The 15,873-nt window shown below is 57.1% G+C and carries 13 protein-coding genes; 5 read left to right on the top strand and 8 right to left on the bottom strand.

What is annotated here, in order from left to right; translation table 11 throughout:
* Positions 1-34 precede the first annotated feature (34 nt).
* Genes ACR0DK_RS19545 through cysQ form a run of 4 tightly spaced genes read right to left on the bottom strand, consistent with a single transcriptional unit; the run spans position 35 to position 3,655 of the window.
* The gene (locus ACR0DK_RS19545) at positions 35-1,081 is read right to left on the bottom strand and encodes a glycosyltransferase family 2 protein (protein WP_480737713.1); all 1,047 of its coding nucleotides are present in this window, start codon (positions 1,079-1,081) and stop codon (positions 35-37) included.
* Complete coding sequence (gene galE, locus ACR0DK_RS19540; RefSeq protein WP_480737711.1) at positions 1,078-2,061, bottom strand: UDP-glucose 4-epimerase GalE; 984 nt, start codon at positions 2,059-2,061, stop codon at positions 1,078-1,080. The genes ACR0DK_RS19545 and galE overlap by 4 nt, the downstream gene beginning before the upstream one ends.
* On the bottom strand, positions 2,058-2,858 hold the full coding sequence (locus ACR0DK_RS19535; RefSeq protein ID WP_223117293.1) for a 3-deoxy-manno-octulosonate cytidylyltransferase family protein: 801 nt from the start codon (positions 2,856-2,858) through the stop codon (positions 2,058-2,060). The genes galE and ACR0DK_RS19535 overlap by 4 nt, the downstream gene beginning before the upstream one ends.
* The gene (gene cysQ / locus ACR0DK_RS19530; protein ID WP_223117292.1) at positions 2,858-3,655 is read right to left on the bottom strand and encodes a 3'(2'),5'-bisphosphate nucleotidase CysQ; all 798 of its coding nucleotides are present in this window, start codon (positions 3,653-3,655) and stop codon (positions 2,858-2,860) included. The genes ACR0DK_RS19535 and cysQ overlap by 1 nt, the downstream gene beginning before the upstream one ends.
* A gap of 122 nt (positions 3,656-3,777) precedes the next feature.
* On the opposite strand from cysQ, the gene ACR0DK_RS19525 reads away from it, so the two are divergent.
* Positions 3,778-4,605: an ABC transporter permease gene (locus ACR0DK_RS19525; RefSeq protein ID WP_170567266.1), complete on the top strand. Its 828-nt coding sequence runs from the start codon at positions 3,778-3,780 to the stop codon at positions 4,603-4,605.
* A 55-nt stretch (positions 4,606-4,660) separates the two neighbouring features.
* On the opposite strand, the gene ACR0DK_RS19520 is transcribed toward ACR0DK_RS19525, so the two are convergent.
* Entirely contained in the window at positions 4,661-5,263 is a 603-nt protein-coding gene (locus ACR0DK_RS19520) for an alpha-ketoglutarate-dependent dioxygenase AlkB family protein (protein WP_223117291.1), read from the bottom strand.
* Positions 5,264-5,476: 213 nt separating this feature from the next.
* Between ACR0DK_RS19520 and dnaK the strand changes: the two genes are divergently transcribed.
* From dnaK to radC, 3 genes are all read left to right on the top strand, one after another.
* The gene (gene dnaK, locus ACR0DK_RS19515; protein WP_170399312.1) at positions 5,477-7,384 is read left to right on the top strand and encodes a molecular chaperone DnaK; all 1,908 of its coding nucleotides are present in this window, start codon (positions 5,477-5,479) and stop codon (positions 7,382-7,384) included.
* Between the two features lie 74 nt (positions 7,385-7,458).
* Positions 7,459-8,610 carry a molecular chaperone DnaJ gene (gene dnaJ / locus ACR0DK_RS19510; protein WP_170399308.1) on the top strand — a complete coding sequence of 384 codons (1,152 nt, stop codon included), beginning with the start codon at positions 7,459-7,461 and terminating at the stop codon, positions 8,608-8,610.
* Between the two features lie 159 nt (positions 8,611-8,769).
* Positions 8,770-9,525, top strand: a complete 756-nt coding sequence (gene radC, locus ACR0DK_RS19505) for a RadC family protein (protein ID WP_170426295.1) — start codon at positions 8,770-8,772, stop codon at positions 9,523-9,525.
* 3 nt (positions 9,526-9,528) lie between these two features.
* On the opposite strand, the gene ACR0DK_RS19500 is transcribed toward radC, so the two are convergent.
* The 3 genes from ACR0DK_RS19500 to secA form a co-directional block, all read right to left on the bottom strand.
* Positions 9,529-11,085 carry a phosphate ABC transporter substrate-binding/OmpA family protein gene (locus ACR0DK_RS19500; RefSeq protein ID WP_480737705.1) on the bottom strand — a complete coding sequence of 519 codons (1,557 nt, stop codon included), beginning with the start codon at positions 11,083-11,085 and terminating at the stop codon, positions 9,529-9,531.
* Between the two features lie 25 nt (positions 11,086-11,110).
* Positions 11,111-12,028, bottom strand: a complete 918-nt coding sequence (locus ACR0DK_RS19495) for a hypothetical protein (RefSeq protein ID WP_480503936.1) — start codon at positions 12,026-12,028, stop codon at positions 11,111-11,113.
* Between the two features lie 100 nt (positions 12,029-12,128).
* On the bottom strand, positions 12,129-14,846 hold the full coding sequence (gene secA, locus ACR0DK_RS19490) for a preprotein translocase subunit SecA (RefSeq protein ID WP_170636726.1): 2,718 nt from the start codon (positions 14,844-14,846) through the stop codon (positions 12,129-12,131).
* Positions 14,847-15,022: 176 nt separating this feature from the next.
* Here secA and ACR0DK_RS19485 point away from each other — a divergent pair, with 176 nt between their 5' ends.
* Positions 15,023-15,871 (top strand): peptidylprolyl isomerase, encoded by an 849-nt coding sequence (locus ACR0DK_RS19485; RefSeq protein ID WP_170399297.1) that lies wholly within the window; start codon positions 15,023-15,025, stop codon positions 15,869-15,871.
* Positions 15,872-15,873: the final 2 nt, after the last annotated feature.

Genomic DNA, 15,873 nt, shown 5'->3' with positions numbered 1-15,873 from the left:
CTGCACCTTGTGAGGCAACGGGTTTAAATCCGGTTTACTTCCCCCCTGTGGCAGGAAATCCGCCCGCGTTCATGAGCCCAAGGTCTTGTAACTGTTGCCAATCACTTAGTTTGACCGAGTCAGAAGTCCAAAGATCAGGCCCGCTGATGATCCCGTCATAATAGGCGCCGAACCGATCGGGGTCGTGAAAATGTTGCCGCCTCTGTTTTTCGATCCGCGATTTGTCGACAACCTCAGGCAGGAATTTCGTGTGTAACAACACGCCCGAGGCGGTCTGCCCACCCGGACCGTCATATTCAAAATTCAAGAACCGGGGCAGCGCGGAATGGCACGAATTCACATAGGCCATATGTCGTGACCACCGGGTTAGAGGGATCTTGTTTAGGGTCGGTGATTTTTGGGGCTGATCTGCAAAAAACGCCCGCTCGCGTACGCCTCCCTGAACCCAAAGGTTGCCCATCGGCCTTTGGCGCTGGGCACGATAGGGGCCGGGGTCAAACCAGTTCAGGCAATCGGTTGGATCGGAATGCGGATCATAACTCTGCTTGCCCAGCCGACCTTTGGGATAGAGGTCCAGCATCATCGCCCCAAACGTGGTTTGACCGCGCGCGTCCAGCCATGCAGTTAAATCGCGCATCGTATGGGTGTTTTGATGGGCGTAGATCAGCAACTCATCGGCGTCGACCATCAACGTCCAGTGGTCGTGCCCAAATTTCCACTGCAGCCAAGTCAGCCAATCCAATCCGAACCGAGACGCGCGATAGCTTGCCGTAGTCCGCCACAGCGACACATCCGGCTGTTTAAGCAAATACGGGACCGAGCCGTCATCGCTGCCATTATCCACCATCAGAAAATGATCAACGCCCAGCGTGCGATAATGGTGAAAGAACCACGGCAGACGGCCGATCTCATTCCGCAGCGTGGTAAAGGCCAGAATGGCGCCGGGTGTGATCTTTTGCGTGTTGTCAGTCAACGACTTCAGTTGATGGCGGCTGCGAAAGGATCGCCACAACAGCCGCTTGCGTTTCAGGCGCAGCCTGTAGCGCTGCACCCAGGTCAGCGGCTGATCCTCAAGGTTCACTTGGTATAGCCGCCATTCTGATGCCAACGCCAGGCATCCGTGATCATCGTCTCTAACGTTGATCTTTTTGGTGTCCAGCCCAGCTCTTCCTTGGCTCGGACCGAGCCTGAAACTAGACGCGTGCAATCCCCGGCTCGGCGCGGGCCGATGCTGTAGGGTACCGCACGGTTGGTGACGGCTTTGGAATGCTCGATGACTTCCATCACCGAAAACCCCGACCCGGTGCCCAGATTGAACACGCGGCTTTCTTTGCCCTGTTCTAGCCACTTCAGCCCCAGTACATGTGCATCGACCAGATCACAGACGTGTACATAATCGCGGATGCAGGTGCCGTCGGGTGTGTCGTAATCGGTGCCGAATACAGTCAAGCCACCCCGCTTGCCATCGATGGCGTCCAGCATCAGCGGCACCAGATGGGTTTCTGGTTGGTGAAACTCTCCAACTTCGGCATCCGGGTCGGCCCCGGCCACGTTGAAATAGCGGAAGATCACGTGCTTCAGGCCATATGCGGCTTGGAAATCACGTAAGATGTCCTCGATCGCTCGTTTCGAGGCACCATAGGCATTCAATGGCTGCTGTTGCGTGCTCTCGTCCAGCACAACGTTGTCATGTTCGCCATAGGTGGCGCAGGTCGACGAGAACACAAAGTTCAAACATCCCGCATCCACAGCCGCTTGTATCAGTGTCAGCGAACCGGCGACATTGTTCGACCAATACGTTCCGGGCTCAGCCATCGCTTCGCCGACCTGACTGAGGGCGGCGAAATGTATCACGGCGGCGGGTTGGTATTTGGCGAACACTTCGTCCAGCCGGGCGCGGTCCAGCAGGCCGCCCTGCTCGAAAGGGCCGAATTTCACCGCGTCCTGCCATCCGATGACAAGATTGTCATAGGTTACGGGCGTATACCCTGCCCTTGTCAGTGCCTTGCAGGCATGAGAGCCGACATAACCTGCGCCACCTGTAACCAGAATATTTGTCATTCAAGCCCCATAGCGGCCATCATTTCTTCGATCTTGGCCACGTCCTGCGGGTTATTCAGTTCCCAGAACTGACGACCTTTGGCTTCGACTTCGACACAAAGAACCTTGCGGCCGTTTTCCATGAAGCGCAGCTGTTCCAACCCTTCCAGTGTCTCCAGCGGACCGCTAGTCCAGCCCGGATAAGCAGTCAGAGCGTCAGGCCGATAGGCATAAACTCCGACGTGGTGGAATACCGGTGTCGGGTCACTGCTGGCATAGGTCTCGGCTGTGAAAGGGATCACTTCTTTCGAGAAGTAAAGCGCGCTGTGGTCATTGCCGAACACCGCTGTAGTGCCCCCGACCCGGCCTTGCTTGCGATCGTTCAGTAATCCGTTCAGTGCGTCCCCGTCACAGCGCAGCACGGGGGTGGCCACACCCGCATCTGGCGCGTTGCGCAGACCCGAGATCAGGTCTTCAACAAACCAATGCGGGGTCAAAGGCGCATCCCCTTGCAGGTTGACGACGATGTCATAACCGCCACCCAGAGCCGAGTGCGCCTCGGCGCAGCGTTCGGTACCGTTGCGGCAGGTTTCTGAAGTCATCACCACCTCGGCACCGAACCCCTCTGAGGCTTCGCGGATACGGTCATCGTCGGTTGCTACAACCACGCGATCTACGCCTGACACGGAAATCGCAGCGCGCCAGGATCGTTCGATCAGAGTCATGCTGGTTCCGTTTGCCCCGGTCAGCGGAACCAGAGGTTTGCCTGGATAGCGGGTCGAAGCGTAGCGCGCGGGAATGGCTATCAATACTGACATCAGGCTTCCTTCAGCTCAACGCCTGGAGCATAGGCGATGAAAAATGGATTGGCATATCCGTCTTTGCCATAGGTCAGCGGCGAATGGTCTTCAAAGCGCACCACATGTCCGCCCGCACCGGCCAGAACCGCGTGGCCCGCAGCGGTGTCCCACTCCATGGTGCGGCCAACACGGGGGTAGAGGTCGGCCTCTCCCGTCGCCACCAGACAGAACTTCAGCGACGACCCGGCACTTTTGCTGTCGCGCACCTGATATTTGTTGATGTAGTCCTCGGTCGCCTGATCCCGATGCGACTTGGATGCAACGATCATCAGCGCCGAATTGTTTGGTTTAGAGACTGACATTGGCGTCAACGCGCCCGGCTGATCTTTGTCCAGATCCCCGATTTCTTCAACCGATTGCCCGTCAGCTTGCGTATAGAACATCCGGCCCCGTGCAGGGGCGTAGACCACGCCACGCGTCGGTACGCCGTTTTCGACCAAAGCGATATTTACGGTAAAATCGCCGCGCCGATTTATGAATTCCTTGGTGCCGTCCAGTGGATCAACAATCAGAAAGGTCTCGCCCTTTTCGGAATGCGAAGCTGCCTGTTCCTCGGTCACCAGCAGGATATCTGGAAAAGCCTCGCGCAATCCGGCCGAGATCAAAGCATCCGCCGCCTCGTCCGCCTCGGTTACCGGGCTTGAGTCTGACTTGACCTTGACGTCGAAATCATCCGCTTCGTAGATCTGCATGATCTTGTCGCCTGCCTGCAAGGCCAGCCGCCGGATGACGGGAATAAGCGCGTCATAAGTCACAAAAAAGCTCCGTTCCTGTGGTTTGTTGATCAGGGCATCTCACGGACTTATGATGCGATGGATACGGAACAGCAAGAATTTCGTGCCAATTTGCGGCTGACATAGCAGGAAAGAGTATTCGAGTGTTTCACTTCAAGAGAAATCAGTCATTGCTGGGCGGGGCTTTCACCACCGCCGAGCTGATATTCCATGCAGTAGTTCGCAATATCCGGTCGCAGCACTCCAACGCGGTGATGGCAATCCTGATCAACATTGTTCAGGTCGTCCTTCTGGTGACGGCGTTTTATATACTTATGACGCTAATTGGTCGAATGACTGGCATGGCCAAAATCCGGGGCGAGATGGTTTTGTTCCTGCTCTCCGGAGTTTTTTTGTTCCTGACGCATATCAAGTCTGTCACTGCAATCGCCGGGGCTGGATCCGGCAATAATCCGATGACTCTGCACTCGCCAATGACAATGATGGTGATGTTGTCAGCATCTGCCTTCGGTATACTTTATACGCAGCTTATCTCGATCCTGGTCATCCTGTTCGTCTACAGCGTAGCCGTCTCGCCTCTTGTGATCCAAGAGCCCGGCGGTGCATTTGGGATGCTTTTGCTGGCCTGGTTCACGGGATGCTCTGTCGGTTTAGTGTTGTTGGCGCTGAAACCCTGGTTTCCCAATACTGTAAGCATCCTAAAAAATGTGTACCGTCGATTGAACATGATATTTTCGGGCAAGATGTTCGTTGGCAACGCGCTAGGTGGGTTCATGCTGACCTTGTTTGCCTGGAACCCACTGTTTCACATCATCGATCAATGTCGTGGTTTTGTGTTCCGAAATTATTTTCCCCGGAACACCAGTTGGGAGTACGCGCTTTGGGTCGGAATAGTTTTAACAATGATCGGCCTGCTGGGTGAGTTCTATACCCGCAGGCAGGTCTCGAAAAGCTGGGATGCGCGACGCTGATCTTTGCTGTGCGTGCTGTATTCTGAAAACCTGTTCCCGGATATTGGATCGCACTTCACGTTGCGACCCTCAATGTCAGGTTGATGCGTCCGCCTTTTGGCAAAAGTTTGGATGACCCGAACCGGATGCGATCCACCCCGTGATAGGTCAAGCGTGCCGGGCCGCCCATGATCACCAAATCGCCCGAGCTCAGCCAGATCGACTCGGTCTTGCCGCCCCGCGTGGTGTTACCGATACGGAACAGCGCGTCATCGCCCAATGAAATCGACAGCACGGGCCACGAAAAATCGGCCTCATCCTTGTCCTGATGCAGGCCCATCTTGGTGCCTTCACCGTAATAGTTGATCAGACAGCAATCGGGCTGGCGATCCGCGCCGGTCAGGTCCTGCCAGATGGTCAAAATCTCATCTGGAATCGCGGGCCATGTCATGCCCTTTGGGTGCGTGTCCTGATACCGATAGCCCGCCCGGTCAGTGACCCATCCCAGCGCCCCGGCCGAGGTCATGCGCACTGACATTTCCTTGCCCGAAGGTGTCACGGGCCGATAAAGCGGTGCCACTTTCAGAATCGGCCTAAGCAGGTCAACTAGATGCGACTGCGCCGCCGCATCCAAATAGCCTTTCCGAATATCAAATCCGCGCAATAACAGCCGCGCCATTCCAGAATCCCCAAACCTTGCCAAAACCTTGCCAAAAAAGGCCACAGATTCCCGAAAACCTGCGTTTCTGAACGCTTGCAGGCCCCTGTTCTCGCCCTTATATACGCCTCGACGCGCGATGGTGTAGTGCTGTCGCGCACATCAATCGGGGGCAGGATGCCGCAACGGGTCCAACCCTCGGGACATCGCCTTGAATGGAAAGGGATTGAAAATATGGGAAAAGTAATCGGGATTGACCTCGGTACCACCAACTCGTGTGTGGCCATCATGGACGGCTCTCAGCCGAAGGTCATCGAAAACGCAGAAGGGGCGCGGACCACGCCCTCGATCGTCGCCTTCACCGAAGATGAGCGACTGGTCGGTCAGCCTGCAAAACGTCAGGCGGTCACCAACCCCGACAACACCATCTTTGGCGTCAAGCGTCTGATCGGTCGTCGTGTGGATGATGCAGAAGTCGAAAAAGATAAGAAAATGGTGCCGTACGCCATCGTCGATGGCGGCAATGGCGACGCGTGGGTTGAAGCCCGCGGTGAGAAATACTCCCCAAGCCAGATCTCGGCCTTCACTCTGGGTAAGATGAAGGAAACCGCCGAGAGCTATCTGGGTGAGGAAGTCACGCAAGCGGTTATCACCGTTCCGGCATACTTCAACGACGCACAGCGTCAGGCTACCAAAGACGCTGGTAAAATCGCCGGTCTGGAAGTGCTGCGGATCATCAACGAGCCGACAGCTGCTGCGCTGGCCTATGGTCTGGACAAGGAAGAAACCCAAACCATCGCGGTTTATGACCTTGGTGGTGGTACCTTCGACGTGACCATTTTGGAAATCGACGACGGCCTGTTCGAGGTGAAGTCGACCAACGGTGACACCTTCCTGGGTGGTGAAGACTTTGACATGCGCATCGTCAACTACTTGGCGGATGAGTTCAAAAAGGAACACGGTGTCGATCTGTCTGCCGACAAGATGGCCCTGCAGCGTCTGAAAGAAGCCGCTGAAAAAGCCAAGATCGAACTGTCCTCGACCTCGCAGACCGAAATCAACCAGCCGTTCATCTCGATGGGTTCGAACGGTCAGCCGCTGCACATGGTCATGAAACTGACCCGTGCCAAGCTGGAATCGCTGGTTGGCGACCTGATCAAGAAGTCGATGAAGCCTTGCCAGGCTGCCCTGAAAGACGCGGGCCTGTCGGCTGGCGACGTGGATGAGGTTGTTCTGGTCGGTGGTATGACTCGCATGCCGAAAGTGATCGAAGAGGTCACCAAGTTCTTCGGTAAGGAGCCGCACAAGGGTGTGAACCCGGACGAAGTTGTTGCTATGGGTGCCGCCATTCAGGCCGGTGTTCTGCAGGGCGACGTCAAAGACGTGGTTCTGCTGGACGTGACCCCGCTGTCGCTGGGCATCGAAACGTTGGGTGGCGTGTTCACCCGCCTGATCGACCGCAACACCACGATTCCGACCAAGAAGTCTCAGGTCTTCTCGACCGCCGAGGACAACCAGAACGCCGTGACCATCCGCTGTTTCCAGGGTGAGCGCGAAATGGCTGCGGACAACAAGATCCTGGGTCAGTTCAATCTGGAAGAGATCCCGCCCGCACCGCGCGGCATGCCTCAGATCGAGGTGACTTTTGACATCGACGCCAACGGCATTGTCTCGGTTTCGGCCAAGGACAAAGGCACTGGCAAAGAGCAGAAGATCACCATTCAGGCCTCGGGCGGTCTGTCGGACGAAGATATCGACAAGATGGTCAAGGATGCCGAGGAAAACGCCGAGGCAGACAAGGCCCGCAAAGAGCTGGTCGAAGCCAAGAACCAGGCCGAAAGCCTTGTCCACGCGACCGAGAAATCGATCGAGGAACATGGCGACAAGGTCGACCCGTCGACCGTCGAAGCGATCGAGCTGGCCGTTGCTGCGCTCAAGGATGAGCTGGAAACGGACAATGCCGACAAGATCAAGTCGGGCATCCAGAACGTGACCGAAGCGGCCATGAAACTGGGTGAGGCGATCTATAAGGCACAGGCGGAAGAGGGCGAAGATGAGCCCGCAGCCGCAGATGCCGCGCCGGGTGACGATGACATTGTCGACGCCGAGTTCGAAGATCTGGACGACGACAAGCGTAACTAACGGGTAACCGGGCCAATTTGGGCCGGTCCGGTTGCCGGGCCGGCCCGATTACGTTGAGGCAGAAGGAAATACTGATGTCCAAACGCGACTATTACGAAGTGCTCGGCGTGTCCAAGGGCGCTTCTGCGGATGAGATCAAAAAAGGCTTTCGCTCGAAAGCCAAACAGCTGCATCCCGATCGCAACAAGGACAACCCCGATGCCGAAGCGCAGTTCAAAGAGGCCAACGAGGCTTACGATGTTCTGCGCGATGCTGACAAGAAAGCCGCTTATGACCGCTTTGGTCACGCCGCGTTTGAAAACGGCATGGGCGGTGGCGGCGGCCGTCCCGGTGGCGGCTTCGGTCAGGGCGATTTCTCCAGCGCGTTCTCTGACGTGTTCGACGACCTGTTCGGCGACTTCATGGGTGGCCAGCGTGGGGCAGGCGGGGGCCGTCGCGCCGCACGCGGTTCAGACCTGCGCTATAACCTGCGGGTCACGTTGGAAGAGGCTTATGCAGGCCTGCAGAAAACCATAAACGTTCCTACGGCTGTGGCCTGTTCCTCTTGCGAGGGAACTGGTGCCGAAGGTGGTGTTGAACCTACCGCATGTCCGACTTGTTCCGGCATGGGCAAGGTTCGCGCGCAACAGGGCTTTTTCACGGTTGAGCGCACCTGCCCGACCTGCTCTGGTTTGGGTCAGATCATTAAGAACCCTTGTAAGTCGTGCCAAGGTGCGGGGCGCGTTGAAAAAGATCGCGCATTGTCCGTGAACATCCCTGCCGGTGTCGAGACCGGCACCCGGATTCGTCTGGCTGGTGAGGGTGAGGCCGGAATGCGTGGTGGTCCTCCCGGTGACCTCTATATTTTTGTCGAAGTTTCCGAGCACAAGCTGTTCGAACGTGACAGCGTGAACCTCTATTGCCGTGTGCCAGTCAGCATGGCCAAGGCAGCACTTGGCGGTTCGATCGAGGTGCCGACCATCGACGGTGGTCGCGGTCGTGTACAGATTCCTGCCGGCAGCCAGTCGGGTCGCCAGATGCGCCTGCGTAGCAAAGGCATGCCCGCCCTGCGTGGCGGAGGCATCGGGGATATGTTCATCGAACTTGCCGTGGAAACTCCGGTCAATCTGACCAGTCGTCAGAAAGAACTTCTGCGTGAGTTTGACGATTTGGGTGAAGATAACCACCCGGAATCTAAAAGCTTTTTCTCTTCTGTAAAGTCCTTCTGGGATGGCATGAAGGGTTAAACGGTTAAGCAGGGGGGCTCTGCCCCCCATCGCCCTTTGGGCGACCCCCCCGAGATATTTATGGCCAGATGAAGCAGGGGATCCGTGTGTTGCCGATCCGGCGGGCAGGGATAAGGCGCGTTAACTTTTCGGAAACCGATTCTGCGTCAGAGTGGTGTTATGACCCAAGACGCCTTTGCCGAAGCCCCCATGCTGTTCGATACGGATGAAGCACCGGCGCAGCCGCTGCCCGTTGGTCGGTTACCCTCCTACATCAAAGACCATCGCAAGCGGCTGCGCGAAAGGTTCATGTCTGGCGGATCAGCAGCGATGCCGGATTATGAACTGCTGGAACTTGCTCTGTTCCGATCCATCCCGCGTCAGGATGTGAAACCGCTGGCGCGCGCGCTGATGGAAGCGTTTGGTGATTTCAATCGTGTGTTGACGGCACCCGAGGAACGGCTGCGTCAGATCAAAGGGGTTGGGGACACGGTGATTACCGATCTGAAAATCCTTGAGGCCTGTGCCCATCGCATGGCGCGTGCCCGGGTGATGCAACGGCATGTGATCTCGGGATGGGATGCGCTTCTGGACTATTGTCACACCACGATGGCGCACCGCGAGATCGAGCAGTTTCGTGTGTTTTATCTAGATCGCAAGAATGTGCTGATTGCGGATGAAGAGCAGGCCAAAGGCACGGTGGATCATGTGCCGGTCTATCCGCGAGAGGTCGCGAAGCGGGCGTTGGAACTCAATGCCTCGGCTCTGATCCTGGTCCACAATCATCCATCCGGTGATCCGACGCCGTCGCAGTCGGATATCGATATGACCAACCGGATTCAGGATGCGTGTTCCGCCCTTGGGCTGACTTTGCATGATCACCTGATCATCGGGAAATCGGCTGAACTGAGTTTCCGCTCGCAAGGCTATTTGTAAGGGTTATCGGATCCAAACTTCGACCCGACGATTCACCTTACGGCCCCATTCGGTGTCGTCGCAGGCCATCGGCATGGCCTCGCCAAAGCCCTCGACACTGATTTCGATGCTGTCGGGGAGGCTGGTTTCGACCGATGCCAGCACTGCGTTTCGGACGGTTTTGGCTCGCTGCAGGGCAATACGTGAATTGGCGACCGCCGCGCCCTCGCCGTCACTAAACCCAACAAAGATCAATTGACGCGCCTCCAACGTTCCGCTTTCCAAAGCTTGCGCAAGGTTCAAGATGTTTGACCGGGACTGAGCATCGGGTCGCGACGACCCCGGTTCGAACCGAAAGGACAAAGATAGCCGCGAAAGTGGACGGAGGGTTTCGATCATGCGCTGCAACTCTTCCAACCCGACCTCAGCTCCACCGGTGCTGATCGCATTGGCCAGCCGATCGCCTTGCAGCCCAACCTGGATTGTTTCAAGGGATTGATCGACAAATCCGGCTTGCCGGATGACCATCTGTGCGGCGCTGCTTTGGGTATAGGCCAAAAACTGTCGCGCGACTTTGGGCAATCGTCTTTGTGGCAAATAGAAAAACATGGGTGAGGTCAGCGGATAATCTTCGGTCTTGACCGATTGCCGTGTTGCCGACAGGGCATGTCCGCACCCACCGGTCAGAGGCAGGGCGCGCACAGTCCCGGCCTCGGCAAGACTGGCGACGCCGAGCGCGAACGGGTCGTTCGAGACCGTGCGCACCAGATTGCTATTTCGATCGTGGCGCGTGACCTGAGCGGTCATATGTGCGTTGGCAGGTGCTAACAGCAAATCCTCGACCGCCTGATCCAGCCCGGAACCGACCTGTGGCAGATGCAGAGAGATCGGCGCATCAGGCCCACCGAGATCGCCCCAATTTGCGACCTCGGCGGTGAAAACCTTCACCAGATCAGCAAGCGATATCTGGCGCACGGGATTGTCGGCCGACACGATTGGCACGATTGCATCCAGAGCCAAGACGCGCGACCGGCGGGTTTGCGTCAGATCTCCGAGCCCAGCGGCTTTGGTCAACTCCAGTTCGTCTGATCGAATTTCCCGCTGCGCCAACACGACATCTGCGGTGTTCTCAACCAGATCGATAAAGCCGTCAGCCGTATCCGTTGCACGAAATATGAACCTCGCCAAAGGCGCCTGCCGATCAGGGTGATTCAGAGCGTAGACCCGCAGGTCTCCGGTGCCCTCGGGCTGTGACAGGGTTAACCCTTCCTCGATGGTAAAGCCCTGTGCAAGCGCGGGCAGCAGTGTCTCGGCGATCACTGATGAGCCAGAGAAACGAACTTCGGCCACAAAATCCGTCAGGTTGGGGCAAGCTGGGCCGTCGCAGGTGACCCCCGATCCATCGACCGTCAGCTCTCCGAATTGCGTATCGACACGGTAGAATTCACCGTCGTAACCAAGAAGGGTGCCGACCACTTCTACCTTGCCGTCATGCGAGGTCAAAGTGATGTCCTGCGCGAATACGCTTTGTGCCAAGGATAAGGCAAAAAGCGCGGCGAACGCCGCACGAAGAATGTTCATTGGAAACCGTAGATCTGCCTGCTGCTTATTTGGCAGCGATTGTCAGGTCTGAGAACAGATTATTCAACACCAGAAAATCGCCAGCTGCCTCACAACCGGGCATATCCAGCGACAGGTCGCGTGAGCGTAGCCGTTCCGCGCGCCATTCCAATGATTGCACGCTTAGGGGCTTGCCGCAATTTGCTTCGGTGACCTCAGTTTCAACCGACAGAGTGATACTTCCGGCCTCGGTTGCGGTCTCAATGGGGTATGAATAAACCTCGATGTTGCGCGCGACGTCCGAACCGCCCTGACCCAGATGGATCACCGAGCCCGCGCCGCCGGTCTGGGACCCGGACCAAACGTGGCCTTCTTCCCCGTAACCTGCGCCGAATTCCAGCGCATGAAGCTGCAGATCGGTTTCGCCCTGCCACTGCAAGGCAACCCGGTTGAAGCTGTTGATCTCGGGCACATGCGTCGTCGCAACGGTGCCTTTCTCATCCGGCAGCGAGATCAGGAAAATAGCGTACTCCGACAGCGCCGGGATGGTCAGGTTCAAGCCGCCAAGCGCATCGGTCTCGGTGCTGAAAACCAGCCCGTTGTGATGAACCTCAATGATCTCATTGGCGTGGCAGGGGGCCTTGACCCGCAGCCGTACGTTGGCGCCGGGCACAGCCATGGCGCGCGCGCTCATATCGCAATTCGAAGGCAAACGGCTGGTTTCTTGCGCCGGGCGCGTGGATTGAGATAGATCCTTGGGACGCGCTTCTGTCGGGGAAGAAGAGGTCAGGACAACGCTTTCCAGTCCGGTCAGGTCCGAGTCCTGTTCCGAGATCGAAGCGACGCGTTCACCGCTCGGCTCAGCATTGGGTTGCTGCGCCGATCCGCTTTGCATCAAATATCCAATGGCCAGCGCGCAGGCAACGGTTCCGCCCGTGGTCACGTAGTTCTTAATGACAAACAAGACACCCTCCCCAGTTGAAGGAGCGAGTCGCAATTTGCTTCCCAATCAAGGCCAATATGTGGCCGTGAGGCGGACTCATTGTGGTGGAAAGCAGGTGACGTTAAGTCAACCTGCCGTGGCAATGTTTGAATTTTTTCCCCGAGCCACAGGGGCAAGGATCATTGCGTGACGGGTTACCCCAAGTCGAAGGATCATCCTCGACAAAACCCGGACGACTGTCACCAGACGCTTCGGCTTCGGCGATCGCCTCAGCATTCCCGGCAGCTTGATCCACAGCATTCTGCGCCTGTGCCTGTTGCGCCGCCATCTGCGCGAGCATTTCCTTCTGTTCTTCTTCGCTCAGCGGGCGCACGCGCGACAATTGCTGAGTGACGGTTTCGCGCAAGGAATCAAGCATCCCTTCGAACAGCTGGAAGCTTTCGTTCTTGTACTCGTTCAGCGGATCGCGCTGTGCATAGCCACGGAAACCCACGACCGAGCGCAGATGCTCCAGCGTCAAAAGATGTTCGCGCCATTTGCCATCGATAGTCTGCAGCAGAACCTGCTTTTCGATGTTGCGCATGTTTTCCGGGCCAAAGGCCACGGCCTTCTGCGCCATCATTTCATCGGCGGCCTTGATCAGACGTTCGCGGATTTGCTCGTCATCCACGCCTTCCTCGGCTGCCCAGTCCTGAACCGGCGCATCGATGGTTAGCTTGTCTTTGACCGCTTCGTGCAGACCTTCTGTATCCCATTGATCTGCATATGATTTTGGCGGCATGAATTCGTCGATCATATCGTCGATCACCTGCTCACGCATATCGGACACGACATCCGACAGATCATCCGCTGACATGATTTCACGCCGCTGGCTGAACACGACTTTCCGCTGATCGTTCATCACGTCGTCGAATTTCAGAACGTTTTTGCGCATGTCAAAGTTGCGACCTTCGACTTTGGATTGCGCCCGTTCCAGCGATTTGTTCACCCAGGGGTGAATGATTGCCTCGCCCTCTTTCATGCCCAGCGTGGTCAGGACCTTGTCCAGACGTTCCGAACCGAAGATGCGCATCAGGTCATCTTCCAGGCTCAGGTAGAACACGGTGCGGCCCGGGTCACCTTGGCGTCCCGAACGCCCGCGCAGCTGGTTGTCGATCCGGCGGCTTTCATGACGTTCGGACGCCATTACGTAAAGACCACCGGCCTGCAGCACCTTTTCCTTTTCTTCCGCGTGCTTGGCTTCTTCTGCCGCACGCAACTCGGCCGGGTCAGCCTCGGGGTTTTCCGCCAGCGCCTGCAGCACCTTCATCTCAACGTTACCGCCCAGCTGGATGTCAGTACCGCGACCCGCCATGTTGGTGGCGATGGTCACCGCACCCAGACGGCCGGCATCTGCCACGATCTGGGCTTCCTGTTCGTGCTGACGGGCGTTCAGAACATTGTGCTCGATACCCTCCTTAGTCAGCATCTGGCTGATTACTTCGGACTTTTCGATCGACGTGGTGCCGACAAGAACCGGCTGACCTTTTTCACCGGCCTTTTTGACCTGTTCAATAATGGCACCGTATTTTTCGGCTGTCGTGCGATAGACCTGGTCGTCTTTGTCCTCACGCGCGATTGGTTTGTTGGTCGGAACCTCGACCACACCCAGACCATAGATTTCCTGAAATTCTTCCGCCTCGGTCAGCGCAGTACCGGTCATGCCGGACAGCTTGTCATAGAGGCGGAAATAGTTCTGGAATGTCACACTGGCCAGAGTCACATTCTCGGGCTGAATCTGTACGCCTTCCTTGGCTTCGATGGCTTGGTGCAGACCTTCCGACAAGCGGCGGCCCGGCATCATCCGACCGGTGAATTCGTCGATTAGCACCACATTGCCATCCCGAACGATATAGTCCTTGTCGCGTTGGAACAGTTTGTGCGCGCGCAGGCCCTGATTGACATGATGCACTACAGTGGTGCTTTCGGGGTCGTACAGCGAATGCCCCTCGGGCAGCAGACCCGCTGAAAGCAGTTGCTGCTCCAAAAACTCGTTGCCTTCATCGGTAAACGTCACGCTGCGGCTTTTTTCATCGAGCGAGTAATGATCGTCCTGCAGCGTCGGGATCACGGTATCGATGGCAGTATAAAGGTCCGATCGGTCTTGTGCCGGCCCCGAGATGATCAGCGGCGTCCGCGCCTCATCAATCAGGATCGAGTCGACTTCGTCGACGATCGCGAAATTGTGGTGCTTCTGATAGACCTGTTCCAGATCGGCCTTCATGTTGTCGCGCAGATAGTCGAAGCCCAACTCATTATTTGTGGCATAGGTGATGTCACACTTGTACGCCGCCATCTTCTCGGCATCCGGTTGGCCCGACCAGATCACACCGGTCGTCATGCCAACGGACGCAAACACCTTGCCCATCCATTCCGAGTCGCGCTTGGCCAGGTATTCGTTCACCGTGACCACATGCACGCCCTTGCCGGTCAGTGCATTCAGATAGGCGGGGAAGGTGGCGACCAGGGTTTTGCCTTCACCCGTTTTCATTTCCGAGATATTGCCCTGGTGCAGGAACAAACCACCCATCAACTGCACATCAAAGGCCCGAAGACCCAGGGCGCGCTTGGCCCCTTCGCGGACATTGGCAAATGCTTCCGGCAGCAAGTCATCCAGTTTTTCACCGTCCAGCGCTCGTTTGCGCAGCTCAGCGGTTTTCTCGATCAGGCCATCGTCGGTCAGGATCTCGAACTCCGGCTCCAGCGCATTGATCTTTTCGACCAGCGGGCGGGCCGCCTTGATCTTGCGGTCGTTCGGTGTTCCGAACACCTTTTTGGCGAGCGTTCCGAGTCCCAGCATGTTCACTCCAGCGGATCTGTTTTTTTCTTGGTTGCGACAGGCTTGCCCACCTTGCGCGCAGCCCCTAGATACGGGGGGTGAAAGGCGGCCCTGTCCAAGGCTTCAAAGCGATGTAAGGGGCAGGTTCCACAGTGTCAACGCTGCGCCCTGTCGCGGCAAAGAAATAGGATAATTCCATGCCCAAAGGCCTCACTTTTCTGCCATCGCTTGCGCTTGCTGCCGTGATGGCGTTGCCGCTGGCCGCCCAGGACGCACCGGATGCCAACACCGTGGTTGCCCGCGTGAACGGCGACGAGATCACATTGGGTCACGTCATCGCCACCGCCTCGGCGCTGCCGGCGCAGTATCAGCAGCTTGAAGATGAGGTGCTATATGATTTCATCCTCGAGCAACTGGTCCAGCAGCACCTGCTGAGCCTTGAACAGGAAGAGCTGAATACACTAAACGCCCTTCGACTGGAAAACGAAACCCGGTCCCTGCGCGCCGTACAAACCGTCGAAGCGCTGACAGCCGCCAGTGTCACTGATGAGGCCATACAGGCCGCCTATGACACGCAATTCGCCGAGTTTCAGGGCGAAGACGAGTTCAATGCCAGCCACATTCTGGTCGAATCCGAGGACGAAGCCAAAGCTGTCAAAGCCCAACTGGAAGAAGGTGCAGATTTCGCTGAGCTAGCGAAAGAAAAATCCACAGGACCCTCTGGCCCCAATGGCGGTGCGCTGGGCTGGTTCGGCAAAGGCCAGATGGTGCCCGAGTTTGAAGGTGCCGTGCTTGGCCTTGAAAAGGGTCAGGTCTCGGATCCGGTGCAAACCCAGTTCGGTTGGCACGTGGTCACGCTGAACGACAAGCGCAAGACCGAGGCCCCCGAATTGGCGGTCGTGCGCGATGAATTGGCTCAGACCATTCGACAAGAAGCAATTCAGGCCAAGATTGACGAGTTGACGCAGCAAGCGCAGATCGAGCGTCCCGCGCTCGAGGGCGCTGGCCCCGAGGTCATGCGCCAGCTGGAGCTGCTGCAGGAGTAACC

It is taken from the genome of Ruegeria sp. CE6 (assembly GCF_056537485.1).
The sequence above is the reverse complement of the archived record's forward strand: the minus strand, read 5'-3'. Positions and strand labels throughout refer to the sequence as shown.